The following is a 26,260-nucleotide window of genomic DNA, read 5'->3' as shown; positions in this document are numbered from 1 at the left end:
CTGCGCGGGGGAGGGAGGTGCGACGCACCTTGCCGAAGCGGGATCGAAGTCCACCTCCCCCAGGGGTTTTTGGGGGAGGTGCGAGCCTAGGCGAGTAAGGGGGCGCCCGCGGACGAAGTTCGATGCTGGTGGTCGAGCCCGAATCCAGCGGCAACATGCAGTTCTCCCCTCTCCGTGAGGAACGAACGGGGAGGGGCCGGGGGAGGGGCAACCCCGCGGACACACACATACGAACGGGGCACGTGCCCGGACGTCTACGTAAACGGATCGTGAGCTGATGGCGGGACTGGAATCGCTGCTGAAGGGGCGGGAGCTGGCGGGCCGCTACCGCATCGAGGAGGTGATCGGGCGGGGAGGGATGGGCGCCGTGTACCGGGCCGTCGACCAGCGCCTGGGTCGCCCCGTGGCCGTAAAGGTGATCACCGCCTCCGCCGGCAACGACCCTGAGGTGCGCGAGCGGCTGCGGGCGCGCTTCAAGCACGAGGCCGCCTCCGCCGCCCGCCTGCCCAAGCACCCCAACGCGGTGACCGTGCACGACTACGGCACCGACGACGAGCTGGGGCTGGACTTCATCGTCATGGAGCTGCTGGAGGGCGAGGACCTGGCCACGCGGCTGCAGCGCGGCGGCATGCCCCCCATGGCCGAGTCGCTGCGCATCCTGCAGCACGCGGCCCGCGGCGTGGCCGTGGGCCACCGCGCCGGCCTCATTCACCGCGACGTGAAACCCGGCAACGTCTTCCTGGTCCGCCACGGCGACGAGGAAGAAGTCCGGGTGCTGGACTTTGGCATCGCCAAGGCCATGGCGGACGAGGACACCGCCTCCGCCGGCCTTACGCACGATGGCCGCGCGCCGCTTTCGCCCGCGTACGCTTCGCCCGAGCAGCTGCGCGGCGACGCGCGCCTCACCGCGGCGTCGGACGTGTTCTCGCTGGGCGCGCTGGGCTTTCAGCTGCTCACCGGCACCCGCGCGTTCACCGATGCGGACCGCGCGCGCATGGGCGCGGGGATGGACGTTCCCGTTCCCGCCCTGCGCGCCCGCAACCCGCAGGTGCCGGACGAGGTGGAGCAGGTCATACGCCGCGCCCTGCACCCCGACCCCACGCAACGCTTCGCCGACGCCAACGCCATGGCCGACGCGCTGGCGGGTCCCATGCGGCGGATCACGGACACGCCGCTGGCCGCCGCCGTCCCCGCCGCCGGCGGCGCGCTGGTGGACGACGATCGCACCATGCTGGCGGACGCGGACCGCACCGCCTTTGCGGGCGACGACGACCGCACCATGCTGGCGCCGCCCGTTCCCCCGCGCGGGGCGCCGCGTCCCGCCGCGGAGGTGCGCCCCGCCACGCCGGTGATGACGCCGCCTCGCCGCCGCGTGGTGGCCGAGGAGCGAAGCGGCATCCATCCCATGGTGTGGGTGCTGCTGCTGGCGGTCGTGGCGATCGGCGGCTTTCTCCTCTTTCAGCAGATGAACCGCCGCTCCACCGCGGGACCGATCGTGGCGGACACCACGGTGGTGGATACGGCCAAGCAGGACACCATCGACAACACCGACGCGCTGGCGCTGAGCATGGAGGGGCTGCGCTTTCTGAACGCCGGCGACCCCGCGATGGCGCTGGACTTCTTCCGCCGCGCCAACCAGATCGACGAGCGCAACCCCGAGTACCGCGACCAGATGGCCGTGGCGCTCATCCGCCTGGGGCGGCACGCGGAGGCGGCGCAGCTGCTGGAGGCCACCATCCGTATCGACCGGCGCTACGACCTGCTGTACAGCCACCTGGCCGAGGCGCGCCTGGCGCTGGGCGATACGCTGGCCGCCATCCGCGCGCTGGAGGCGTTCGTCGAGACGACCCAGAACTCCGCGGACAGCCAGCGCGCCATGCAGATGCTGGAGGCGCTCCGCTCGCCGCCGCCGCCCGTGCTTCCCGTGCCGGGCCCGGGGCAGACGGTCGACACCCTGACAACCACCGTGCCGACGGACACGTTCCAGCCGCCCCCGCGTCCCGCGCCGCGCGACAGCATCCGCTTTCCGCGCTGACGGTGGATTTTGCGGTGGCGGTGCGTGGCTCCGGCCACGTGGAGCTTGCGGCGTACGGGCTGGCGGATGCGGAGCACCAGGTGGAAAAGGAGATCCGCACGCTCTGGCCCGACGCCGTTGCCGTCGACGTTCTGGATGTGGCGCGGATGGATGAGGCGTCGCGGATCGTGGAGGAGTTCCGGGTGCGCTACCGCGTTCGCGGCACCATCCCCGTGACGGCGGACACGGAGGCCGATGCGCACAAGGCGGCGCTGCGGACGATGCGTGACCGCTTCATCGGCAGCCGCTTCGAGCGGATCACCTGGGAGGTGGTGCCGGTCGCGTGAACGCCGCCAACACTGGCGAAGGAACTCCGGTACGCCTCCACGGAGGGACCTCTTCTTGCATTTTCCGAGTAACTCACTGGTGTTGACCAACCGGTGTTCCGCGGGTATGCTTGACCCTGCGGCCCGTCACGATCCATGTCGATGACGGGAGACTCTACGAACGGAGGCACGTATGTTCCGCACCGCACGCAGACTCCTGGCGATGCTCCGGCGTACACCCGATGTGCCTGCGGGTGATGACGAGCATCTCCGCAGCTCGCGCGAGAACGAAACGCGGTTGAATGCCGCAATCGAGGAACTGGACGCCGGTCGCGGTACGCTGACCAGCATGTCGGAGTTGCAGGGCCGCCTGCGTGAAGTCGCGGCGCGGTAGCGAGAGCACGTCGGTTCAAAAGCGGGATGGGTTTCCGGCGCAGAAAATCAGCCGGAAACCCATTTTGTCGTCGCAGTTCATGGAGGATCTGCAGCACTGGATCGAGACGGACCGCAAGGTCGCGCTGCGCCTGCTGGATCTGATGAACGAGTGTCTTCGGACGCCGATGGAGGGCAAGGCGAAGCCGGAGCCGCTGAAGCGAAATTGGGCAGGATGGTGGTCCCGTCGTTTAACCGACGAGCACCGCATCGTATATCGGGTGTCAGACGAATACGTGGAGTTCGCGCAGGCGAGATACCACTACGACGAGTGATGTGATTCGCGCTTGAGCGGAGCCGACCGTGAGGACGGACCTCACCATTGGCTTGGCTCACACCCGTCAGGGCACGTAGCTGACGCCGAAGTACGCCGTCAGGTCCTTGCGGTAGCCGCCGTCCAGGCCGTACGCGGTGCCGGCCAGCAGCCGCATCCCGGGGCTCCCCGCGGCGCGGAGGGAGGGGACGGTGAGCAGGACTTCCGCGCCGACCACGCGCAGCCAACTCTGGTATCCGGGATCCGTCGTACCGCCCCAGAAATACGGTGTCACCGAACCAAGTGTGGTGCTGACGCGGTAGGTCAGCAGGTCGCGGCCCTCCAGCGCACCCCAGCGTAGCGCCGGCATCGCCACGCGCTGCCCCATCACCGCCTCGTCCACCAGCGGCGACGCGGGGCCGCCCACCGTCCACTGCTCCCAGACCGGCGCGCCACCGCTCACGCGCCCCATCGCCGCCTCCGCGCGCACCCCCAGCCCGCCCCATCCCGCGCCGAACGCCGTCGTCACCAGGCCGCGGCTCCAGCGCTCGCCCTGCGTCTGGCCGGCGGCGCCGGTCACCATCAGCACGCCGGACGAGTATGCCGTGCCCACACGCCGCCCGTCCGCCGCGTAGTACCGGCCAAAGGCCAGCGTGCGCCCGCCGCTCTCGCCATCCGCCAGTTCCAGGTTCCCGGCGGAGGCGCCCAGCCGCCACTCCTGCAGGCGCCGCCCCGCGCTCCACGCGTTGCGCGCCATCAGCGCGCCGCCCGCGTACCGCGCGTCACGCGTCGTGGGGCCGTACGCGGGAAGGCGCGAGGGCTGGTGATCCAGATAGAACGCCTCGCCCAAGATCAGCGGCCGCATCCCCCGCCAGACGGCGGTGAGCGAGCCGCCGCGCTCCATACCCCGGTCGCCCCACACGCCCTGCGCCGCCACCGCCAGCCGCCCCACGGGATCCGCGTTGTAGAGCATGACGCCGGCTGATCCGCCGTCCGCGTTCACCGCGCCCAGCGGCAGCACCCGCGTCCACCGCGGCCCCAGGCCGTACCCGGACGCCGGCGGTACCGGACCGCGCGCAAAGGTGTCCGCGGCGGCGGCCGCCACCCGGGGCACCGCGGGGACCAGCGCGGCGGGAAGGCTCACGACGGGACCGGGGCGTGCGCTGTCGGGGCGGATGCGGTGCAGGTCCAGCCCGCCCGCGTGCATGGAGAGGAAGTACACGTCCCCCGTGGCACGGTCCACCTCCGGCGCCACGGCCGCGCCGGTCACGCGCGTCAGCGGTTCCGACTCCGCCTGCCGCAGATCGACCCGCACCAGGTTGGCGATCCCGCCCGCCTCGCTGACGGCGATCAACCCCGATCCATCCGCCGCGAAGACGGGATCGTACGTGCTCCCACGGGGGTCGTCGTGCACCACGCGCGGCGTGCCGCCGGACGCGTCGATGGTCACCAGCTTCCAGCGCCCGCGCTGCTGCATGGCCGCGGCGATCGTGGCGCCGTCGGGAGAGAAACGCGGGTGATCAAAGACCAGGTCCGGCGCGCCGGGGGCGAGCGGCGTGATGGAGCCGGTGCGCAGGTCCACCATCACCAGCCCGCAGAAGCCCTCGCGGCATTGGACGGCCACGGCGCGGCGCCCGTCCGGCGCGGGATCGGCGCCGCGGATGGAGGCGCCGTAGGTGACGCGGCGAATGGTGTGCCGCCGCCAATTCCACACGAACAGGTCCGGCCGCGTGGCCCCGCCGCCGATGGGCGCGGAGCGGGTGACCAGGACGTCGTCGCCGTTGGGAAGGAAGCGCGGGTCCTCGTACGCAAGCCCGTCGGACGGGCGCAGGGTGGCCAGCGCGGCGCGGGCGCGGGGATGCACGCGGATGGCGGGAACGTCTTCCGGGTCGCGCGCCAGCAGGCGGCGGCGCCCGGCCTGGTCCGCGCTGTCCATGGCCGCTTCGGAGGTACGCCAGATGACCACGCGGGTGAACGCCGAGGTCGATCCGCGCAGCGTGACCGCCACGTGCTGGCCATCCGGTGACACCGCGGGGTCGCCGGTCCCCCACGCCAGGTGCTGCACCGTGTCACCCACCACCAGCCCCGCCTCCGCCAGCCGCCGCCGTGCCTCCAGCGCGTGGGCGGTCACGTCCACGGTGAAAAAGCCGTACATCTCCTGCGGCGTGCCGCCGTAGACGCCGGCGAACGCCTGCTCGAACGAGCGTCCCTGGCGCGCGCTCATCCGGCGCCACAGGTGAACCAGGCTCTCGTCGCCGCGGCGTTCCGCCAGCCACTCCAGGAACGCGGAGCCCGCCAGGTACGCCATCCCGCCCGCCTGGTACGGCCCCGTTTCCGCGTTCAGCTGGCCGTAGGAGGGGAGCCGTCCCTCGATGGCCCACTGCCGCAGCACCGCCGCGCGCGCGACGCCATGGGGGCGCCCGCTTCCGGTCAGCCGGCCCTCCACGTACGTGGCGTACCCCTCCTTTACCCAGCGCGGTGAGTCCGTCAGCGGCCCCACGCCGCGCGGGTCCATGACGGACATTACGCGGGTGAACGGGTTGCGGCTGGGGCGGGTAAGGTGGGCGATGTGGACAAACTCGTGCACCATCAACTGCTCTACGAACGAGCGCGTGTGGCCCAGCGTGGACCGCGCTTCTGGTGGCGTGGGATACAGCAGGATGTAGGGCGTGCGCAGAAAGCTGAACGCGCTGCCGTTCGCCTCGCCCGCGGGGTCGTCGACGACGACGGTGACCCGCCGCGACGGCGCGCTCCCCACCGTTGCCGCCACCACGGAGCGAATCCCCTCCAGCCGCGAAACCACGTCGCGCGTCCACGTCTCCAGCTCCGCGGGATAGTGCACGTCGAAGTGCTCCGTGCGCATGGTCCGCCATTCCAGCCACGGGCGGGTGCTCTGCGCGCGAAGCGGCGGCGCGAGCGCCAGGGCGGACAGCGCCACGAACAGCAGCAGACGACGGATCATGCGAATGCGGTCGGGTGGAGCGGCGGACGGCAGGCTGGCGGATTACCCGGCATCGTGCAGGTGTGTTTCAACGGGATGTGGATCGTCGTGGATCGAACTGCGTCCGACGGTGTGCCCCTCCCCCGGCCCCTCCCCGTTCGTTCCTCACGGAGAGGGGAGAATTCGATCCCGCTTCGACAGGGTGCGTTGCGCGCGCGTTATCCGTCAACGCACCAGGCTGATCCGACGACGAACCGAAGTGTTGTCCGCCGTCGCACCACCCTGTCATTTCGAAGGAGGCGCCGCGCCAAACCGCACGTGCGCTGCGAACCCTGGCGCCGATCGAGAAATCTACTCTCCGACGGCTCGAAAACCGATACGCGCCCCCGTATCCGCCCTCACCCGTCCGCGCAGGCGGACATCGCGTTCCCCAGCCGCGAATTGCTCGGCTTGAGGGCCATGTGGATCATTTCCCTCATCGCCAGGTGACCACGCGTTGCTACGACCAAGCTAACTCGCAGATCAGAGAACGGGAATGTGTCCCGCTTGAGGGCGAATCACGAATAGTTTAGGCTATGGCTTAATTGTTGTGCGATCTTTGAAAAACAGCGCACATTCGTTGCGATATTGCATGAAAAAATAGAAACTTTTCAGTAGATTCCGAGCACGAGTAACCGATACGTCTCCAAACGTACTCCGTCAAGAATGGCGTAAAGGGGTTGCAGCACGCATCGTGAACGCACATATTAATCCGCGCGAAGTAACGTGTCGGGACTCGTTGTTGTATTGCCGCCAAGAGGGAGGGGGCTTTGAGCAAGCGGCGGGATGGGCTCCAGCGGCATTCCTGTATGCTGCGCGTACTTGGGAGCCTGGGTGCGACCACATCGCTACTCTCGCGAACAGGCGACGGAATCTGCCTTTCCGAGCCGAATAACTTCAGCCTCAGGAGCAAAAGATATGGGTGAGGAACGTTTCACAGTCACACGATCTGATGGGCATGTGCTGGGTGGCTTTGACCGTATGGATGAGGCGCAGAGAGCCGCGGTAGACGACGCGGCAGAACGCAATTATGGTCTCAAGTGGAAGCTATTCCAAGGCGGTGCATTTGGATCGCCCACCACGCGCGGCGATGGTGTTTGGTCGTATGAGTTGAAGGAACGCTAGTTCGGACGTTGGCTCTAGAGAACGCGCCGCACTGACGGGGTGCGGCGCGTTCCTGTGGCGTAGCCGCCGTCACTCCTCTACAACATGCGGCTGAAGCTGCTCGAGCACGGCCGCGGTGTCGTCCGCGACGATCAGGATGATGTCGCCCTCCTGCATCATCTCCATCGCCTTGTCCACGGCCTCCGGCTCGGAGAGCACGGTTTCCCAACGATCGGAGGGGAGGCCGCCCGCCTCTAGCCCCTCGCTGATCAGGCGAGCGACGTCGCCGGGGGCGCGGCCGCGCAGGTATTTGGGGTGTTCCTTGGCGATTACGTAGTCCAGCCCGGACGCCGCGAGCCCAAGGTCGCGCAGGTCCTGGTCGCGGCGGTCGCCGGGCATGGTCACCAGGCCGATGCATCGCCTCGCGCCCGAACGACGGGCGAATTCCGCCAGCGCGCGCACGGCCGCCGGATTGTGCGCGTAGTCCACCACCACGCGCCCCCGCGCCGTCCGCAGCACGTTCATCCGCCCCGGCGTCGTGGCGCCAGAGGGGAGAAAGGTCATCAGTCCTGCGCGGATCTCGTCGACCGAAACTCCCTGCGTGTACACGGCCGCGACGGCCGCCATCGCGTTCTGCACCTGGAACTTCGCCGCGCCGCCCAGCGTCAGCGGCACCTCCGCCGCGGCAGCGACGGGGATGCGCTCGCCGCCGCGGCGGATGACGATCGTCTCACGTCCGCCCTCATCCTCCACCACCAGCGCCGTCCCGCCCGCGGCAAGGTGCTCCGCGACGGCGGGATGACCGGCGTCGAACGAGAACAGCACCAACTCCCCTTCCGTCACCGCGCGCATCCGCAGCACGAGCGGATCGTCCGCGTTAAGCACGGTGTGGCCGCCGGGCTTTACGGAGGCCGGGATGAGCGCCTTGACCTCCGCCAGCTGCTCCACGGTGTGGATACCGCGCATCCCCAGGTGGTCGGGGCTCACGTTCATCACCACGCCCACGTCACAGACGCCGTAGCCCAGGCCGGAGCGCAGGATGCCGCCGCGCGCCGTCTCCAGCACCGCCACCTCCACCCGCGGATCGGACAGGACGATGTCGGCCGCCAACGGGCCGGTCAGATCGCCCTCCATCAGCAGCTGCTCCTGGTGGTAGACGCCGTCCGTGGTGGTGAAGCCCACGCGCTTCCCCGTCTGGCGCAAGAGGTGGGCGATCAGCCGCGTGGTCGTCGTCTTTCCGTTGGTGCCCGTAACCGCGATGACGGGAATGGTGGTCTCGCTCCCCGGCGGATACAGCATGTCGAGCACGGCGCCGGGAACGTCACGCGGCGTGCCCTCGTCCGGATCCGTGTGCATCCGGATGCCGGGGGAGGCGTTGACCTCGATGATCGCGGCGCCGTTCTCGTCAAAGGGGACGGAGATGTCGTGCGTCAGCACGTCCAGCCCGGCGATGTCGAGGCCCACCGCCGCCGTGGCCAGTTCGCACAGGCTGGCGTTGCGGGGATGGATGTCGTCGGTGCGGTCGATGGAGGTGCCGCCGGTGGAGATGTTGGCCGTCGCCCGCAGGCAGACCGTCTCTCCCGCGGCGGGAACCGAGTCGAGCGTCCACCCGCTGCGCGCAAGGTGGCGCTCCGTCAGCGCGTCCAGCGGCAGCGGCGTGAGCGCGCGCCTGCGTTCGGGGCGAGACATGTCCCGGGCGGGGTTGCGGTTCTCCTCTTCCGCCAGCGCGCGGATGCTGCGCCGTCCATCCCCCGTCACGTGCGCCGCCACCCGCTCCGCCACCGCCACCACGCGTCCGTCCACGACGACCACGCGGTGGTCGCGTCCCTCCACGTAGCGCTCCACGACGACCGTGGGATGCTCGGCCAGGGCGACGGGCCAGGCGGCGCGGAGGTCGTCGTCCGTGTGCAGCGCGCCGCTGATGCCACGGCCGTCGTTGGCGTCCAGCGGCTTGATGAGGACGGGATAGCGCAGGTCCGCGGCAATGTCCAGCGCCTCGTCCAGCGTGTGCGCCACGCCGCCGCGCGGCACGGGGATAAGGTAGCGGTCCAGCAGGCGCTTGGTGCGGTCCTTGTCGGAGGTGAGGTCGGTGGCGATCACGCTGGTGCGGTCCGTCATTGTGGCGTCGGTGCGGCGCAGGCTGCGGCCCAGGCCCAGCTGCACCACGTGCTCCCCCGGCGCGCGCCGCACGGGAATGCCGCGCCGCCGCGCCTCGGCGATCAGCACGGTCGCCGTGGGGCCGGGGTGCGCCTTGAGGTAGATGGCGTGCAGCGCGGCCACGACTCGCTCCGTCTCCGGATCGTCGCCGCGCAGGCAGGCGCGCACCAGCGCCGCGGCCTCGTGCACGGCCTCGGTCCCCAGCTCCGCCTCGTCGTATCCCATCACCAGCACCGGCGGATCATCCGCCCCCTGCTCCACGATCCGGCCGGACGATACCGGCGACCCCGCCCGCCGCTGCAGTTCCATCGCCACGTGCAGCACCGCACCCGGCCACGACGCCGCGTCCCCCAGCCGCGCGGAGCCGGGGAGCGCCTCCGCCAGCCGCTGGGCGAAGCCTTCCGCGTCCGCCGGCGACGAGTCCGCGAGACCCCCAAGAACTACCTCTCCCGCCACAACGGGATCGGGCGACCACAGGTTGCGGCCACGGAGGGCGCGCACGCCGCGGACGCGAAGGTCGCCAGCCAGCCTTGCGAGGGTTGAAGCAGAGATGGATTCGGTCATGGTGTGGGACGAGGGGAGCGGGCCGGCCTGTCGATGTCAGAGCATGCAAGGGCGCGGCCTCCGGTGGGGAGGCCGGTGGTTGGTTCCGTCGGTGTTTCCGGGTGGAGCTTTAGCGATGCGCGTCGTCGCGCGGCGGCGGGGGCTGGCCGATGGCGTCGGCGGACTGCACATGGCGCGGGCGCTCGGTGCAATCGATGCGCCGCGCGTAGCGGCGGTCGGCGTGGGCCCCGCTGGCCTGCTGCGGCTCTGGACGAGTCTGGGGCGTTTCGTTGGTGTTCATGGGAACCGCCAGCTGGGTGAATGACACCGACCGAATTGGCGTATGGAGTGCGCGCAGGCCCCATGCCGTCGCTGAAACACGGCCGCGAATCGCCACGGACGGTGCGCCGCCGTAAGTTCGGGGTTGACAATCATTTATGACGGATGTAGATTCGTCGCACTTCGACATGGCAGAGAGTTTTCTCTGTTTGAGCCGATAGTTCTGAAGCCGGGGACTGATCCTGCAGCGGACGTGGAGTCTTAGCGGACATCGCGGAAAACTGTGGGGATGTCACCCACCGATACTCACGTATCTGGCTTCAAACACAGCTCTCTGTTGTGTCCTGGTCGCGGGGTGGAGCAGCCTGGTAGCTCGTCGGGCTCATAACCCGAAGGTCGCGGGTTCGAATCCCGCCCCCGCTATGTGTGAAGAAGCCTCCGCGCCGATCCGGTGTGGAGGCTTCCTCGCGTTCGGGAACGGCGGTTCACGCGGAGGCGCGGAGGAAAAGATAAGACGCGGAGAAAGCATGGATCTGTTTCCGCGGCTCTCTTTTGACGTGCGCGTCTCCGCGTGAAATCATCGGTTGCCCTTGCGCGCGCACGGGCGCCGGTTGTTTTGTTGTCGTCATGCACATTCGCACTCTGATGTTCGCCACGTTGCTGGCCATGCCCGCAGCCTGCCAGCCCACGGGGATGCCGCAGCCCGCCGCGCCCGGTGATGGCGCGCTGCAGATGATCGTCGTGACCACCGCGGACTGGGACGCGGTGGATGCCACGCTGCAGCGCTACGAGCGTGGCGCGCCGGACCAGGCGTGGCGGGCCGTGGGCACCGCGATCCCGGCGGCGGTGGGACGGACGGGGCTGGCGTGGGGCACCGGCATCCACCCCGATCCCGGGATCGCCGGGCCGGTGAAGCGCGAGGGGGACGGCAAGGCGCCGGCCGGCATCTTTCGATTGAGCTCCGCGTTTGGCTACGCGCCGGCGGCGGAGACGGGATGGATCCGCCTGCCGTACGTGCAGACCGACGCCGGCATCGAGTGTGTGGACGATTCGCGGTCACGCTTCTACAACCGCCGCGTGGCCCGCGACACCATCCCCCAGCCCGACTGGACCAGCCACGAAGAGCTGCGCCGCAACGACGAGCTGTACCGCTGGGGCGTGTGGGTGGACCACAACAGCGACCCACCGGCGCCCATGGGCGGTTCCTGCATCTTTCTGCACGTGTGGGCCGTTCCCGGCGCCGCCACCAGCGGCTGCACGGCCATGGCGGAAAGCGATTTGCGCCAGCTGCTGGCATGGCTGGACCCGCGGGCCCGGCCCGTGCTGGTACAGCTTCCGGCGGCGCAGCACGGAACGCTGCGGGGCGCGTGGAGGCTGCCCTGAGCCGCATCGCCAGCGTTATTGGCGGCTTGCGTGTCTGGTAGAAACGGCATGACCGACGACGTGGCCCTGCTCGTGGAGCGCGCGCTGGGGGGCGACCCCGACGCGGCGGACCGGCTGGTGCGGCTCCACATGGGCGCCGCATACGCCGTGGCGTTGGCCGTGACCCGCAATCCGCACGAGGCCGAGGACGTGGCGCAGGACGCGCTGGTGCTGGCGCTGGAGCGGCTGGCCGAGTGCCGCGACCCGCGCAAGTTCGGTGGATGGCTGGTGCGCATCGTCCGCAACCGCGCCTTCAACCACCGCCGCTACCTGGGCATTCGCGCCGCCGAGCCGCTGGAGCACGCCGACGCCGCCCCCGGCAGCAGCACTCCGCTGGAAGAAACGGAGCGCGCCGAGCTGCGCGACCGGCTTAACGAGGCCGTGGGCGAGCTTCCGCAGACGCAGCGCGAGGTGCTGCTGCTGCACGACCTGGAAGGCTGGAAGCACCGCGAGATCGGCGAAAGCCTGGGCATGCCCGAAGGCACCGTACGCTATCACCTGTTCAACGCCCGGCGCGCCGTTCGCGGCCGCCTGCGGGCGCTCGTAGGCGAGGAGGACTAGATGGAACCGGATCCGATCGACCTGGGCCCCCTGGGGCTGAACGACCTGCGCCGCGAGCGCATGGTGCGCGCCGTGCTGGCCCGCGCCCGCGTGGCTCCGCCCGTCCGCACGCCGCTGGGCGTGCTGGCCGGGTGGGCGCGCCCCACGCTGGCCGCCGCCGCCGTCGTGGCCGCCGTCTCCATCGGCACGCTGGCGTGGCCGGGCGCGCGGCAGCCGCAGCCCGCGCCGCTCACCATCGCCGACGGGCTGCGGCTGCCGGAGCCCGCCGCCGACTGGATCGCCGAAAACCGTTCGCCCACCGAGGCGGACCTGCTGGAATCGTGGGACCCCTGAGGCACCTGTTGATGAACACCCTTCTCCACACCGGCCGCGAGGGCCGTCCATGAACGCACGTAACCCCAGCCGCATGCGCATGGCGGGGATGGCCCTGCTGGCCGTCACCTTTGCCGCCGGCATGCTGGCCGGCACCGCGTTCGGCCGCGTGCTGAGCGCGCGCGAGCCCGCCGCCGTTGCCTCCACCGCCGGGTGCGAGCAAAAGCGCGGTCCGCACTACATTTTCGACGAGCTGGACCTGTCGCCGGAGCAGCGCACGCGCATCGACGGCATCATGGCCCGCCGCCGCGAGCGCACCGACTCGCTGTGGAAGACCGACGGCACCCGCATCCGCGCCGCCGTCGACAGCACGCGCGCCGAGATCCGCGCCGTGCTCACCCCGCAGCAGGCGCTGGAGTACGACCGCCTGCGCGACGAGCACGAGGCCCGGAAAAAGCAGGAGCGCGAGGCCCGCGATTCCGCCGCCAGGGCCAGCGGCGCCACGGGGAGCTGACGTTCATCGGACGATCACGCACAACGGGGAGGGGACGGGATGGAGAAGGCGCGAACGTTCTTCATGGCGCGGTTCGAGAACGCGACCCTGGCGCTGCTGCGGGTGATGGCCGGGCTGCTGTTCATGCAGCACGGCGCGCAAAAGCTGTTTGGCGCGCTGGGCGGCTGGCGCGGCGAGCCCGGCGCCACCGCGCCGCTGATGTCGCAGGCTGGCCTGGCGGGCGTGCTGGAGGTGTTCGGCGGGCTGCTGATCGTCCTGGGCCTGTTCACGCGCCCGGTGGCGTTCCTGCTTTCGGGGATGATGGCGGTGGCGTACTTCCAGGCGCACGCGCCGGAAGCCTTCTGGCCGATCCAGAACGGCGGCGAGCTGGCGGCGCTGTACTGCTTCGTCTTTCTCTTCTTTTCCGCCCGCGGCGCCGGCCCCTACAGCCTGGACGCCATGCTGGAGCACCGCCGCCGCTCCGCGCGAATGGACTTCAGCCGGTAGCACACGAAGCCTCGGCACCCTCTCCCGCCGCCGCGCGGGAGGGGGTGTGTTGCGTCGGGTTCGGTCCCGGTCGGCCGCAACCGCGGCTGGAACAGCGGGAAGCCCCGCAAACCCCGCGGGGCTGCGCATCTGCGGGTGCGGAGCGTTGCGGAGGAGTCCGAGCTACCGGAAGGTAGATCCTTCGGTCGGCACCACAGTTTGGTGTACGGGAGAGAACCACGTGGTGCCTCCCTCAGGCTCAGGAAATCAACGCTGGATCGGTCGCGGCGGGATCGAATCCTCCCCTTTCTCCCGCGACAGCGGGGGAGAGGGGTCGGGGGAGAGGGGGCCTCTCGGGCGCCAGTTCGATGCCTGTCGTCGAGCTTCGATCCCGCTCGAATTCCCGGCCGAAGCTTCCACGTCTGCCGCCTGATCTCTCGACAGATCCTCGCTCCGCGCGTGACACTACCCGCCGCATCACATCCTCCCCTCATCCGCCGCCGCCCATGGCCCAGGCCCCCGCCGTCGCACCCGTGCGGCAGTACCGCTACTACGACTTCATCACCGCCACCTTCGTGACGGTGCTGCTGTGCTCCAACCTGATCGGCCCCGGCAAGATCTGCGAGATCGGCGGGTTCACCTTTGGCGCGGGGATCCTGTTCTTTCCCATCTCGTACCTGTTCGGCGACATCCTTACCGAGGTGTACGGATACGCGCGGGCTCGGCGGGTGGTGTGGATGGGGTTTGGCGCGCTGGCGTTCGCGTCGCTGATGAGCGTGGTGGTGCTGCGGCTGCCGCCGGCGCCGGGGTACGGGGGGCAGGCCGCGCTGCAGTCCGTGTTCGCGCAGACGCCGCGCATCGTGGCCGCGTCGCTGGCGGCGTTCTGGGTGGGCGAGTTCGCCAACTCGTTCGCGCTGGCCAAGATGAAGATCCGCACCGAGGGGCGGCACCTGTGGCAGCGCGCCATCGGCTCCACCGCCGTGGGCGCCGCCGTGGACAGCGCCATCTTTTACCCCGTCGCCTTTCTGGGCGTGTGGTCTACCCGCGACGTGCTGGTGGTGATGGGCACCAACTACCTGCTCAAGGTGCTGTGGGAGATCATCGCCCTTCCCATGACGTACCGCGTGGTGCGCGCCCTGAAGCGGTTGGAGCACGAGGACCACTTCGATCGCAACACCGACTTTACCCCCTTCTCCCTCCAGGCCGGCTGATCCCACCATGAAGCTCGACCTGATCCAGACCGTCGCCTTTGCGGGCATCGTCCTGTTCCTGGGCTACGGCATCCGCCGGCTCGTTCCGCCGCTGGCCCGCTACAACATCCCCGCGCCGGTGATCGGCGGGCTGATCGTGGCGGGCATCCTTACCTGGGCGCGCTTCCAGGGCACCACGCTCATCGAGTTCGACACCACGCTGCAAAGCCCCATGATGGTGGCGTTCTTCACCAGCATCGGCTTTGCGGCCAGCCTGCGGCTGCTGAAGGTGGGCGGGCCGCAGGTGCTCATCTTTCTGGTCGCCGCGTCACTGTTCGCCGTCGCGCAGAACGTGCTGGGCGCCGGGCTGGCCGTGGCCATGGGGCTGCACCCGCTCTTTGGCGTGCTGACGGGGTCGGTCACGCTCACGGGCGGTCCCGCCACGGGGCTGGCCTTTGCGCCGCTCTTCGAGGCCAACGGCGTTCCCGGCGCGGCGACGGTGGCCGTGGCCTCGGCGATGGTGGGGATCGTGATGGGCGGCGTGATCGGCGCGCCCATCGCCACGCGGATCATCGAGCGGAACAACCTGCGCCAGCGGCACGCCCGGCAGCCGGTGGACACGCCGCTCGCGCAGGAGGTCATGGAGGAGCAGCTGGCCGACGATCCGCTCAAGACGCCCCAGGGCGAGGACGAGGAGTCGTTCGCGCTGCTGCAGAGCGTGGTGCTGATCCTGGTGGCCATGTGGCTGGGCTCGTTCGTCAGCAGCTGGTTCGCGGGGATGAAGTTCACGCTCCCCGCGTACATCGGCGCCATGCTGGTGGCCGCCGTCATCCGCAACCTGGACGACGTCACCGGCGTGTTCAAGATCCAGCAGCGCGTGATCGACGACATCGGCAACGTGGCGCTGGCGCTGTTCATCGTGATGGCGCTGATGACGCTCAAGCTGTGGGAGATCGCCAACCTGGCGGGGCCCATGATCGTGATTCTGGCGGCGCAGGTGGCGCTGATCGCGGTGATCTGCGTATGGCCCATGTTTCGCCTGATGGGCCGCGACTACGACAGCGCGGTGATGAGCGGCGGGTTCTGCGGCTTCATGCTGGGCACCACGGCCAACGCCATGGCCAACATGCGCTCGCTGGTGGAGCGCTACGGGCCGGCGCCGCGCGCGTTTCTGGTGGTGCCCATGGTGGGTGCCTTCTTCATCGACGTAATCAACGCCGTGATGATCACCGCCATCGTGAACATGCTGAAGTGAGCCAGGACCGCATCTACACGGGCGCCATCCCCTTCGTGGCGGACCCCCGGCAGGCGGAGGAGCCGCCCTCGCAGGCGGCGCCGCTCTTTCTGCTCGCCGACAGCCAGCTGCTGTTCTGGGCGGACGAGGACGGCCCCTTCATCGACCGCATTGCCGCCTGCACCGGCCCCGGCGCCCCGCGCGCCGCATACCTGGGCGCCAGCAACGGCGACAACCCCGACTTTTACTCCATCTTTCTGGCCGCCGTCCAGCCGCTGGGCCCCGCGGAGTGCCGCATGATCCCCGCGGAGCCCGCGGAAAGCGAGCTCGCGTACCTGGAATCCGCCGACATCATCCTGCTGGCGGGGGGCGACGTGGAGCGGGGTTGGCACGCGTTTCAGGCCAGTGGCGTGCGCGACCTCATCGAGCGGCGCTACCACGCGGGCGCCGTGCTCATCGGCATCTCCGCCGGGGCGGTGCAGCTGGGGAACGTGGGATGGGCGGAAGCCGATCCTGACGCCGCGTTCCCCACCTGGGGCCTGGCGCGGTTCGTGGTCGATGCGCACGCCGAGGACGAGGGCTGGGCGGCGCTTCGGGCCGTGGTCCGCGCCCGCGGGCCGGGCGCGCGCGGCATCGGCATCCCGCTGGGCGGCGGCGTGATCCTGCACCCCGACCACACGCTGCAGGCCGTCCGGCGCGCGGCGTACGAAGTCAGCTTCGTTGGCGACGCGCTGGTGGACGCGTTGATCCTGCCGCCGGAGGGGGCGGAGCGGTGAGGGTGTGAGGGTGTGAGGGTGAATGGGTGAGCGGGTGAGCGGGTGAGCGGGTGGTGGATTGAGGAAGCCGCGCACCGTTGATCTGTCATTCCGAAGGAGGCGCGGCACGGAAGCTTCCGCTACTCCGTCCTCTGGCGCCGACTGAGAAATCTACCCGTCGGATGCTCGTGGCCTGTCGCGCGCTGTAGTCCGTCGGCTCAATCCCGGGAACGCACGTGGATCGTCCGCATCGCAAAGCGATTGTGTGCCGGCTGAGGGCCTTCGGCGGCTGATGCTGTGGGCTGGCTCTTGCGGAAAGGAGCCGGCCCGACGTTTTTGCCCCTGACATTCTTCGTCCGGCTCTGGCCGACGCGCCTGCGATGAAACGTTGCGCGCGAGATGAAGGTCGTCGAAGCGCGATCGAATGCTCCCCCTTTCCGCGAGTAACGAGCAGGGAGAGAGCCGGGGGGGAGGCGCCTACGCGAGCGGTTCGAGGCAGGTCATCGAGCCCCGCACCCGCGGCAACACCACCCTCCCCCTGGGTTTTTTGGGGGAGGTGCGCGCCTAAGCGTGGGGAGGGGGCGCCGGGGGCGCAGCGCGATACGTGATCAACAACTGACTACGGCAACGTGACCGATACCATCCGCGACGAGCTGGCGCAGCTTACGCTGGCGCTCTGCAACATCCCTAGTGAGACGTTCCACGAGGCCGAAATTGCCGCGTGGGTGCAGCGGCGTTGTGTGCAGGTGGCGGGAGAGCCGTCTGTTGCACGCATCGGCAACTCGGTCGTTTGTCAGCCGTTTGGCGGCGAGGCGCGGGAGGGGGTCCCCACCATTGCGCTGGTCGGGCATCTGGATACGGTGAAATGCGCGCCAAACCAGCCGTACGAAATCCGCGATGGGCGAGTGTACGGTTGCGGTTCCAGTGATATGAAGGCGGGAGTGGCCGTAATGCTGACGCTGCTGGACCGCTGGCGTGAGTTGAGGGGTGCACGCGTAGTGTGGATTTTTTACGAGGCCGAGGAGGGCCCTGTCACCAGCAACGGACTGGAGCCGGTGCTCAACAGCGGAGTGCTGCCGCCCTTGGATTTCGCGTTCATCCTTGAACCGACGGATCAGGCGCTGCAGCCGGGGTGCATGGGCGCCCTGCACGCTACCGTCAGTGTTCACGGCCGGCGCGCGCACAGCGCCCGGCCGTGGCAGGGAGATAATGCCATCTATCGCGCACTGGGTATTCTCCAGCGGCTTTCCATGTTCGAGCGCCGCGCGGTTGACGTGGGCGGGCTCACTTTCTACGAGGTGATGGCAGCGACTCAGGCGGCAACCGCCAACTCGCGAAACGTGGTGCCGGATCTGCTTACGTTGAACGTGAATGTGCGCTTTGCCCCCGGCCGCAGTGCCGAGGATGCGGAGGAAGAGCTCCGTGCCCTGGTCGGAGGGGACGGCGACGTGGAGGTGGTGGACTCCGCACCATCGGGTGACGTGGCGGTGGACCACCCGCTCATTGCTGCATGGCGCGCGGCTGAGGGCTTTCCTGTGCTTCCCAAGCAGGCGTGGACCGACGTAGCGCGCTTCACCTCACATGGCATCCCCGCAGTCAACTTTGGACCGGGCGAGACGGCGCAGTGCCATCAGGAGAACGAATGGTGCTCCATCGACTCACTGGAGTGGTGCTACGGCGCCCTGCGTCGATACTTCTCGGCCGGCGAATCGGGGATCAGGTGATCAGGCCCGCAGCCGTGAGCTCCGTCTTTAGCACCCGGTGCAGTTCCTCAACATTCGTGTGGAACACGTGCCGTACCACGCCGGACAGGTTGGAGTTGTAGGCCTCGATGTCCATTTCCCCCTGTGTGAGAAGGATCACGCGCCGCCGTCCCAGCTGTGAGCAGAACCAGCCGACTTCGAAGATGGCGTTGGGACGTGGCTGCAGGTACTTCTTCCGTCCTTTTACCACCGTGTCATCGGGGGTAAACAGGGCGATGGCCAGGCTGCACTCCTTGGCGTGATCCTCAAATTTTTCGATGATGGTGGCTGCGCCTCGCGACATTTGCTCTACCAGCACGACCGGCTCGACCCCGAACTCTCGCAGCAGTGTTTCCAACTCGCGACGCTTGGCCTCGTGGTGCCCATGAATCACGAATACTTTTCGGGCAAGCTGGCGGTGCATCCACTTGAGCGAGTCGAAGTACATCGCACGGAACGGAGAATCCAGGAAGTTGGAAACGTGGACCGCGGGCATCGCCGGGCTGTCAGTGGCCGCGCCGTAGAACACGACGATTCCGCTGGGATGCTCCGTTTCCGGGTCCGCGATGTAGATGCGGTAGGTGGGGCACTCCTTGGTGGGATGGTACGAAAACCTCTCGGGCGCCTTCATCCGCATCCCTTCCAACGCCGCCAGCGATGAATCCACCTGCTTTTCCAGATCCACCACCCCCTGCCCAAAGCGGGGCGCCCAGAACTGGAAGTCCGCCGTGCTGGACAAGCAGACAAAAGTGAACTCAACCCCCTGCCGCATTCGGTCCTGAATAAGCTCGTTGTAGAGCCGCATCGATTGGTCGAACGCCACCCCGATCCCGAGGAACGCTTGTTCAGCGGAGCGGATGAGCTTCTTCAGGGTGGGAAAGATCTCGTCCCCACTTTCGAAATACGTTTCCATATCAGTCGGCAGGTGATTGAGGAGGCAGATAAAAGACCCTTCTCGAGCTTAGAGGCCAGCCGCTGTCGTGTCAATTCCTGCCGCAAGTCGACACTGCGTCAGCGCGAGAGGCGTCGTCCCCCGTAGCCGTGGGTTGGCGGTGGCGGGTATGTTGCGGTTTGCTGCCACGCGCGCCACTACCCCGCCGTACGGACGAGCTTCAGATGTTTCCTTCGCTGACGTACCCCCGCTCTACCCTGCGCCGCTGGTTCGCGCGCCGATGAACCCCGCGCTGGACGGCATCGCGCCGTCGATCATCCGCGCCATCAACGCCCGCAAGCGTCCCGGCGACATCGACCTGGGGCTGGGCGAGCCCACGCTGCGCCCCGACCCGCGCCCGTTCGACGCCGCGACGGCGTGGGTGCGGGAGCACGGGCTGCCGTACACGGCCAACGCGGGCGATGCAAAGCTGCGCGCGCAGGTCGCCGCGTACCACGCTTTTCCGGACCGCGGTGCGGCGGAGAACGTCTGCGTCACCATCGGATCGGAAGAGGCGCTGTACCTGGCGCTCAAGGCGGCGATCGATCCCGCGCGCGACGAAGTGCTGATCGTGGAGCCGTGCTACCTGGCGTATCCCAAGCTCTGCGCGCTGGAAGGGATTCGGCACCGGATGGTGGCGATGGATCCGGCGGATGGATTTCGCCCCGACGCCGCGCGGGTGCTGGAGGCGCTGGGGCCGGACACGCGGATGATCGTCCTCAACTCGCCCAACAACCCCACCGGCCGCGTCTGGCCGGAATCGGAGCTGCGCGCGCTGGCGTACGGCCTGGCCGCGCGCCCGGGCGAGCCCGTGCGGGTGCTGTCGGACGAGGTGTATCGCGAGTTGTACTTTGGCGAGCAGGCGCCCGTCTCCATTGGCGCGCTGTGGCCGCACTCGCTGGTGGCGGGGTCGCTGTCCAAGAGCAACGCGCTCACCGGCCTGCGCCTGGGCTGGCTGATCGGCGACGCGAAGACGATCGCCGCCGCCACCAAGGTGCACCAGCTGGTGAACACCGCCGCCAGCACCTTCAGCCAGGTGGTGGCGATGGAGGTCTTTGCCGATCCCGCCACCCTGGCCGCGCACCGGCCGCACTACGCCCAGCGGCGGGCGATGCTGGAGGGATGGATGCGCGAGCACGGGCTGGACTACGCGCCGATCGAGGGCGCCTTCTACTGCATGGTGCGCCTGCCGGAGCGCTGGGCCGCGGATTCCCTGGGCGCCGCGGAGGCGCTGCTGGAGCACCACCGCGTCCTGGCCACCCCCGGCATCGCCTTTGGCCAGAGCGGCGAGGGGTGGATGCGCCTCTCGTGGGTGGCGGAAGAGAACGCGTTGCGCGAGGGAATCGCCCGTATTGCCGAGTTATTTCGGGATGCGCCCTGACCGATCTTTCATTCGATCGTGACGGGTGCGCACTGGTTGGCGCGCCACAACGTTCTGTACGATTCCTGATGCCTCGCACCAGGCCGGCGGAATCGCTACGAGCAAACTCCGTTGACTCCGTTGACTCCGTGTGAGGCCATCTTTTCCGTCGGTCGTGGAACGGCGCGGATCTTCCGGAATATCACGCAGACCGATCGACCACACCCACGTTCGTCACCGATCCCGATGTCATCGTTCCAGGCCCGCCGCGCCGGCCCGCCCAACCCCGCGCGTGAACAACTGGCCGAAGTGCGCAAGGCGCTGCTGCGGCTGCACAAGGCGCTCATCGACTCCGAGCGCGCCGTGTACGAGGCGCGCAACGGCGCGCTGAACAACGCCGAGTTCCTGGGCGCGCTGCTGCAGGAGCCGTTCTTTCAGTGGATGCGCCCGTTCTCGCAGCTGATCGCCGCCATGGACGAGGCCATGTTCGGCGACGAGCCGGTGACGGCCGCCGGGGCGCGCGACTACGTGAACCAGGCGCACGCGCTGGTCACCGAGCCCGCGGACGGCGACGGCGGCTCCGCCGAGAACGCGCGCTACGGCCAGGTGCGCGACCGCGACCCGGCCGTGCTTTTTGCCCACACCGAGCTGGTGCGCCGCGTGGCCAGTGCGCTGCTTGCGTTCGGCGACACGCCCGCGTGACGGGAGGGACACCGCTGGCGGCACCGCGGATGAAGCTCGCGTAGAAGTGCCGGTGGTGCAGGTAGTTAGGCCGCGGTTAAAATCTTAGCATTCGAGGGCTCCTTACCGGGCGGGCGGTGTACTCTGCCCACCGCCATTGTCCAGAACCAACTGGGAAGCCGTGCAATGAAGCCGATCCGTTCACTGTTGTTCGCCGCGCTCGCCGGGGCGCCGCTTGCCGTGGCCCCGCTGGCCGCGCAGGCCGCCATGCCCGATACGGCGCCCGCCAACTGGCACCTGCTCGACGCCACCGCCGACCGCGTTCCGGGCATCAGCGCCGAGCGCGCCTACCGCGAGCTGCTGGCCGGCCTGCAGCCGCGCGACACCGTGGTGGTGGCCATCATCGACAGTGGCATCGAGATCGACCACCCCGACCTGGCGGGTGTGATCTGGACCAACGCGCGCGAGGTGGCGGGCAACGGCCGCGACGACGACAACAACGGCTACGTGGACGACATTCACGGCTGGGACTTTCTGGGCGGGCGCGACGGCCGCGACGTGGACCAGGACACCTACGAGGTTACGCGCCTGTTCGCCGCCTGCCGTGCCGGCGCCACCGAGGCGGCCGGCGAGCCGTGCAGCGAGATTCAGCGCGCCTTCGAGGAGCGCCGCGCCGAGAACCAGGGCAACCTGCAGCAGATCCGGCAGATCGAGCAGGTAGTCACCTCCGTGTACGCCGCGCTGCGCCAGCACCTGGGCACGCAGGAGCTCACCACCGCCGCCGTGCAGGGGATGCAGACGACCGACCCGCGGCTGCAGCAGGCGCGCTCCATCTACCTTGAGCTGGCCAGCCAGGGCTTTACGCTGGACGACGTCGTCGAGCAGCGCGAGAGCCTGGAGGGGCTGATGCAGTACGGGCTGAACCCCGACTTTGATCCGCGCAACATCGTGGGCGACAACTACGCCAACCCCAACGAGCGGGGCTACGGCAACGCCGAGGTCGAGGGGCCAGACGCGGGGCACGGCACGCACGTGGCGGGGATCGTGGCCGCCATGCGCAACGGCACCGGCGTAAGCGGCGTGGCGCCGGCCGTGCGCATCATGACCCTGCGCGCCGTGCCGGACGGCGACGAGCGCGACAAGGACGTGGCCAACGCCATCCGCTACGCGGTGGACAACGGCGCCCGCGTCATCAACATGAGCTTCGGCAAGAGCCACTCGCCGCAGAAGAACGTGGTGGACGATGCCGTGCGCTACGCCGAGAGCAAGGGCGTGCTGCTGGTTCACGCCGCGGGCAACGACGGCGAAGACCTGAACGAGGCGGGCAACTTTCCCAACCAGGACTACGCCGGCGGCGGCCGCGCGGGCAACTGGATCGAGGTGGGCGCGTCGTCGTGGCACCCGGAGAACCTGGCGGCGAGTTTCAGCAACTACGGCCGCGGCAAGGTTGACGTGTTCGCTCCCGGCGTCGCCATCCTGTCCACCGTTCCCGACGCGGAGTACGGCCGCAACGACGGCACCAGCATGGCCGCGCCGGTGGTTTCGGGGGTCGCCGCCACGCTGCTGGCGTACTTCCCGGAGCTTACGGCCACGCAGGTGCGCCAGATCATCTTGGAGAGCGCCGTGCGCAACACCGCGCAGGTCACCCGTCCCGGCGAGGGTGGCGGCCAGGTGAGCTTCGCCGATCTGTCCGACACCGGCGGCGTGGTGAACCTGTACGCCGCGATCCAGCTGGCGCAGCAGCGGGTGCGGCGGTAAGGGCAGGGAGCAAGAGGACACGCAGACCTGGGGCGCGGAGCAGCGGGGGTGATGAGCGGGTAAACCCGCTGCTGGGAAAGCGATAAGCCCCGTCCCGACGACGCTTGCGCGCCGCCGGGACGGGGCTTCACCTTCTTGGGTGCTTCGCGCACCTGCGTCGTTCCGAAGGATTCTACCGTCCGCGCTTCCGCGTATTTCGCAGCGCTCCGACGTGCGGCTACAGTCCGCGCAGGCTGCGATTTGCCAGCGGCGAATGATGCCGATTGCGAATCTGATCGGTGATCTCCCGGTGGCGGACGCGCCGGTGCATGGGACGCCGCACACGGTCGGGCCGCCGAGTCCACGAAGGTGGACTTTGTGCAGTTGTAGCGGCGAATTTATTCGCTCCTGCAGGCGGACGAGATGTTGTTGGTTCAGATTCTCCATGGGCATGATTCGCTCCGGCTGGGCGGCCGACGCGATGCTCGCTGGACAATTCGTTCCGATTCGCGACCGGATGGCGATGCCACGGCGTCGTCGTCATCCACACGATTCGCTTCTCTGGCGAGCCCAGGATCGCGGCATTCGACCCTGCGCGCACGGACATTGCCGCATCCGCGGGGGCGCGCGGGGGAACACGCGTCCTCCGCCGCCCGTACACCGGGGCCTGACCGGCATCCCGAGCTCCCGATCCACGTGATCCCATGATGCACCGCTCCGTTCTGCGCGTCTGCGCGGTGGCCCTGTTCGCGGCCGCGTGCAAAGGCTCGCCCACCGATCCCAGCCGGCCCGACACGTTCACCGTCTCGTTCATCGGCGTGCCGGCGGACGCGCAGAGCTTTACGCCGCGCGCGCTGGCCCAGGGTGGCCGGGTGGCGGGTACGGCGTCCAACGGAGCGAGCAGCTGGGCGGTGGAGTGGCAGGACGGCGTTTTTCGCCGGCTGCTTCCCGACGCGCCCGCGGGGTGCCACACCGAGCCCCTGGCCGCGCGCGGCCCGTACACCGTGGGCCACGTCACGTGCACCGCGTCCGGCGACCCGGCCGGCCAGCCGGTGGACGCGTACGGCTGGGTCGCGGGGCAGTCGGGGCCGCGGCTGTTCCCGGAGCCGTACACGTTCGTGGGGGTGACCGCGTCCGGCTCCATCGCGGGGACCATCAACCCGCCCACGCAGTTCCCCCAGGCGGCCAGCCGGGCGTTCGTGCTGTTGCCCGGGGGCGTGACCGTGCTGCTGCCGGACGGCGCGGTGGGCAGCGAGGCGGCGGGGATCACCGACGCGGGCGAGGTTGTCGTCACCGCGTTCTACGTCTGCGTCTTTGACGATGAAGACTGCGCCACCAGCCGGGTGATGGTGTGGTCGGCCGGCGGGTGGACGGAGCCGCGCGTTCCCCGCGGCTCCTCGCGCGTGGTGGCGGGCGCGGTGAGCCCCGGCGGGCACGTGGCCATCTACGCGTTCGGCGAGACGGACCAGGTGTTTCTGTACGAGATCGAGGACCGCGACGTGGACGCGCTTCCGGTAATCCCCGGCACGCGCGTGGTGCTGATGTCGGCCAACGCGCGCGGCCAGGTGATCGGCACCGGCACCCGGCCGGAAACCGCGGCCCGCGAAGCCAGCTACGGCATCATCTGGGGCGCCGACCGCCAGTACGACCTGTCCGAGCGCATTGGTGGGGTGACGGCGTGGCACATCAGCTCCGCGCTGGCCTCGGACGACGAGGGGCGCATCGTGGGCACCGGCACCAACCTGGTGGACGGCCTGACGGGCCCCATCCTTCTGGTCCCCACGAACCTCTGAGCCGGATCTGAGAAGGGGATGGATACGCAACGGCAAACGGTGTCATTCTGAACGAGGCGCCCACTCGCTCCTCTCCAGACGCACTGATGCCGGTGCGCCGACCGAAGAATCTGCCGGATGGGCGCACGATCGCTTCGGCTACGTCGGGCTCCGGGGCCGAGGGACAGGATGACGAACCGCGGCGGACCACACCTGTGATCCGCCGCGGTTTCGTCTTTGCTGATGTGCCCGGAACTCGGATGAAAGCGACTCTCGCACTCCCGCACTCCCGCACTTTGTTGCCATGGCCGGCCGCACGCACGTGGGGATCTCGGGATGGACGTACGCCGGGTGGCGCCGAGTTTTCTACCCGGAAGGCCTGGCGCGCCGCCGCGAGCTGGCGTACGTGGCGTCGCGGATGGACACGGTGGAGATCAACGGCTCCTTCTACTCCCTGCAGCGCCCCACCAGCTACCGCGCCTGGTACGAGCAGACGCCCCCCGGCTTTGTCTTCGCGGTCAAGGGAAGCCGGTTCATCACGCACATGCTCAAGCTGAAGAACGCGGAGACGGCGCTGGCCAACTTTTTTGCCTCCGGCGTGCTGCGGCTGGCGGACAAGCTGGGCCCCGTCCTCTGGCAGTTCCCCGAGCGGATGCAGTTCAACGAAGAAAAGTTCGCGCACTTCCTCAGCATCCTCCCCAAAACCCACGAGGAGGCGGCGCGGGTGGCGCACGGGCACGACGACCGCCTGCTGGGGCGGTCGTGGACCGACGCGGAGCACCAGGGTTCCATCCGCCACGCCTTCGAGATCCGTCACCCCGGCTTTCTCTCGCGGGGATTTCTCGACCTGCTGCGTGCCCACAACGCCGCGCTCGTCTTTGCCGACACGGCCGGCCGCTGGCCGTACGCCGAGGACCTGACGGCGGACTTTGTCTACGTGCGCCTGCACGGCGCGGAGCAGCTGTACGCCAGCGGCTACACCGATCCGCAGCTGGACTGGTGGGCCGCGCGCATCCGCGAGTGGCGCCGCGGCGGTGCTCCGGCCGACGCGATGTGTGTGCTCCCTTCCGCGCCCAAGCGCCGCGCCGGCCGCGACGTCTACGTCTACTTCGACAACGACGCCAAGGTGCACGCCCCCTTTGACGCCATCCGCCTGGCGGAGCGCCTGGACGAGAAAAGACGATTTCAGCAGCGTGAGCGGAGTTCTGGCCGGAGCGCGGCCCGCTCTGCTCCCCCTGCTGATAGGATATGAGTAAGGGGCTTGAACGGCTCCCGAAGGCTGGGCCTCGCGCGACCCGACAAAGATCCTTCGGTCGCGCGCAAGCTTTGCGGCAGTGAAAGTTTGGGGGGGTGCGCTCCCCAGACTGTGTCAGAACTCGCGTGGATCGTGTAAGTTGTCAGCGAGCACAGGCCAGTCTCGGGGAGCGCGCGTGGCATACAAAGCGGGTGTAGACCGGAAGCAGCAGATGCTGTTTCCGGAAACGGTGGACGAGTAC

The 26,260-nt window shown here is 69.1% G+C and carries 22 protein-coding genes and 1 tRNA gene; 19 read left to right on the top strand and 4 right to left on the bottom strand.

The window, feature by feature from the left end:
* The first annotated feature begins 277 nt into the window (after positions 1 to 277).
* The 4 genes from ACOJUJ_RS19805 to ACOJUJ_RS19790 all read left to right on the top strand — a co-directional run bounded on the left by ACOJUJ_RS19805 (position 278) and on the right by ACOJUJ_RS19790 (position 3,047).
* Positions 278 to 2,035 carry a protein kinase domain-containing protein gene (locus tag ACOJUJ_RS19805; protein WP_420128633.1) on the top strand — a complete coding sequence of 586 codons (1,758 nt, stop codon included), beginning with the start codon at positions 278 to 280 and terminating at the stop codon, positions 2,033 to 2,035.
* Between the two features lie 2 nt (positions 2,036 to 2,037).
* Positions 2,038 to 2,361, top strand: a complete 324-nt coding sequence (locus ACOJUJ_RS19800) for a hypothetical protein (RefSeq protein WP_420128632.1) — start codon at positions 2,038 to 2,040, stop codon at positions 2,359 to 2,361.
* A 172-nt stretch (positions 2,362 to 2,533) separates the two neighbouring features.
* Positions 2,534 to 2,734: a hypothetical protein gene (locus ACOJUJ_RS19795; RefSeq protein ID WP_420128631.1), complete on the top strand. Its 201-nt coding sequence runs from the start codon at positions 2,534 to 2,536 to the stop codon at positions 2,732 to 2,734.
* On the top strand, positions 2,715 to 3,047 hold the full coding sequence (locus ACOJUJ_RS19790) for a Txe/YoeB family addiction module toxin (RefSeq protein WP_420128630.1): 333 nt from the start codon (positions 2,715 to 2,717) through the stop codon (positions 3,045 to 3,047). Before ACOJUJ_RS19795 ends, ACOJUJ_RS19790 begins: the two co-directional genes overlap by 20 nt.
* 66 nt (positions 3,048 to 3,113) lie before the next feature.
* On the opposite strand, the gene ACOJUJ_RS19785 is transcribed toward ACOJUJ_RS19790, so the two are convergent.
* From ACOJUJ_RS19785 to ACOJUJ_RS19775, 3 genes are all read right to left on the bottom strand, one after another.
* Entirely contained in the window at positions 3,114 to 5,987 is a 2,874-nt protein-coding gene (locus ACOJUJ_RS19785; RefSeq protein ID WP_420128629.1) for a hypothetical protein, read from the bottom strand.
* 1,212 nt (positions 5,988 to 7,199) lie between these two features.
* Positions 7,200 to 9,830, bottom strand: a complete 2,631-nt coding sequence (gene cphA, locus ACOJUJ_RS19780) for a cyanophycin synthetase (RefSeq protein WP_420128628.1) — start codon at positions 9,828 to 9,830, stop codon at positions 7,200 to 7,202.
* A 109-nt stretch (positions 9,831 to 9,939) separates the two neighbouring features.
* Positions 9,940 to 10,137, bottom strand: a complete 198-nt coding sequence (locus ACOJUJ_RS19775) for a hypothetical protein (RefSeq protein WP_420128627.1) — start codon at positions 10,135 to 10,137, stop codon at positions 9,940 to 9,942.
* Between the two features lie 300 nt (positions 10,138 to 10,437).
* Between ACOJUJ_RS19775 and ACOJUJ_RS19770 the strand changes: the two genes are divergently transcribed.
* The 10 genes from ACOJUJ_RS19770 (at position 10,438) to dapE (ending at position 18,265) form a co-directional block, all read left to right on the top strand.
* Positions 10,438 to 10,511, top strand: a tRNA-Met gene (locus ACOJUJ_RS19770).
* A gap of 222 nt (positions 10,512 to 10,733) precedes the next feature.
* Complete coding sequence (locus ACOJUJ_RS19765; protein WP_420128626.1) at positions 10,734 to 11,471, top strand: L,D-transpeptidase family protein; 738 nt, start codon at positions 10,734 to 10,736, stop codon at positions 11,469 to 11,471.
* A gap of 48 nt (positions 11,472 to 11,519) precedes the next feature.
* The gene (locus tag ACOJUJ_RS19760; protein ID WP_420128625.1) at positions 11,520 to 12,071 is read left to right on the top strand and encodes an RNA polymerase sigma factor; all 552 of its coding nucleotides are present in this window, start codon (positions 11,520 to 11,522) and stop codon (positions 12,069 to 12,071) included.
* On the top strand, positions 12,072 to 12,404 hold the full coding sequence (locus tag ACOJUJ_RS19755) for a hypothetical protein (RefSeq protein WP_420128624.1): 333 nt from the start codon (positions 12,072 to 12,074) through the stop codon (positions 12,402 to 12,404).
* Between the two features lie 49 nt (positions 12,405 to 12,453).
* A complete protein-coding gene (locus ACOJUJ_RS19750; protein WP_420128623.1) occupies positions 12,454 to 12,897 on the top strand; it encodes a hypothetical protein in 444 nt (147 codons plus the stop codon).
* 39 nt (positions 12,898 to 12,936) lie between these two features.
* Positions 12,937 to 13,383 (top strand): DoxX family protein, encoded by a 447-nt coding sequence (locus ACOJUJ_RS19745; protein ID WP_420128622.1) that lies wholly within the window; start codon positions 12,937 to 12,939, stop codon positions 13,381 to 13,383.
* A gap of 485 nt (positions 13,384 to 13,868) precedes the next feature.
* Positions 13,869 to 14,573 (top strand): queuosine precursor transporter, encoded by a 705-nt coding sequence (locus tag ACOJUJ_RS19740; RefSeq protein ID WP_420128621.1) that lies wholly within the window; start codon positions 13,869 to 13,871, stop codon positions 14,571 to 14,573.
* A gap of 7 nt (positions 14,574 to 14,580) precedes the next feature.
* Positions 14,581 to 15,807, top strand: coding sequence for a sodium/glutamate symporter (gene gltS / locus ACOJUJ_RS19735; RefSeq protein ID WP_420128620.1), 1,227 nt, complete (start codon positions 14,581 to 14,583; stop codon positions 15,805 to 15,807).
* A complete protein-coding gene (locus ACOJUJ_RS19730; RefSeq protein WP_420128619.1) occupies positions 15,804 to 16,562 on the top strand; it encodes a Type 1 glutamine amidotransferase-like domain-containing protein in 759 nt (252 codons plus the stop codon). Before gltS ends, ACOJUJ_RS19730 begins: the two co-directional genes overlap by 4 nt.
* A gap of 608 nt (positions 16,563 to 17,170) precedes the next feature.
* On the top strand, positions 17,171 to 18,265 hold the full coding sequence (dapE, locus tag ACOJUJ_RS19725) for a succinyl-diaminopimelate desuccinylase (RefSeq protein WP_420128618.1): 1,095 nt from the start codon (positions 17,171 to 17,173) through the stop codon (positions 18,263 to 18,265).
* Here dapE and ACOJUJ_RS19720 read toward each other — a convergent pair.
* Positions 18,258 to 19,196, bottom strand: coding sequence for a nucleotide-binding protein (locus ACOJUJ_RS19720; protein WP_420128617.1), 939 nt, complete (start codon positions 19,194 to 19,196; stop codon positions 18,258 to 18,260). The two genes, dapE and ACOJUJ_RS19720, sit on opposite strands and share 8 nt — an antisense overlap.
* Positions 19,197 to 19,455: 259 nt before the next feature.
* Here ACOJUJ_RS19720 and ACOJUJ_RS19715 point away from each other — a divergent pair, with 259 nt between their 5' ends.
* From ACOJUJ_RS19715 to ACOJUJ_RS19695, 5 genes are all read left to right on the top strand, one after another.
* On the top strand, positions 19,456 to 20,595 hold the full coding sequence (locus ACOJUJ_RS19715) for a pyridoxal phosphate-dependent aminotransferase (RefSeq protein ID WP_420128616.1): 1,140 nt from the start codon (positions 19,456 to 19,458) through the stop codon (positions 20,593 to 20,595).
* A 225-nt stretch (positions 20,596 to 20,820) separates the two neighbouring features.
* Complete coding sequence (locus ACOJUJ_RS19710; RefSeq protein WP_420128615.1) at positions 20,821 to 21,276, top strand: hypothetical protein; 456 nt, start codon at positions 20,821 to 20,823, stop codon at positions 21,274 to 21,276.
* Between the two features lie 165 nt (positions 21,277 to 21,441).
* Positions 21,442 to 23,013, top strand: coding sequence for a S8 family peptidase (locus ACOJUJ_RS19705; protein ID WP_420128614.1), 1,572 nt, complete (start codon positions 21,442 to 21,444; stop codon positions 23,011 to 23,013).
* A 686-nt stretch (positions 23,014 to 23,699) separates the two neighbouring features.
* Positions 23,700 to 24,785 (top strand): hypothetical protein, encoded by a 1,086-nt coding sequence (locus ACOJUJ_RS19700; RefSeq protein ID WP_420128613.1) that lies wholly within the window; start codon positions 23,700 to 23,702, stop codon positions 24,783 to 24,785.
* A gap of 283 nt (positions 24,786 to 25,068) precedes the next feature.
* Complete coding sequence (locus ACOJUJ_RS19695; protein ID WP_420128612.1) at positions 25,069 to 26,016, top strand: DUF72 domain-containing protein; 948 nt, start codon at positions 25,069 to 25,071, stop codon at positions 26,014 to 26,016.
* The last annotated feature ends 244 nt before the right edge of the window (positions 26,017 to 26,260 follow it).

It is taken from the genome of Longimicrobium sp. (genome assembly GCF_048594345.1).
Lineage (GTDB): Bacteria > Gemmatimonadota > Gemmatimonadetes > Longimicrobiales > Longimicrobiaceae > Longimicrobium.
The sequence above is the reverse complement of the archived record's forward strand: the minus strand, read 5'-3'. Positions and strand labels throughout refer to the sequence as shown.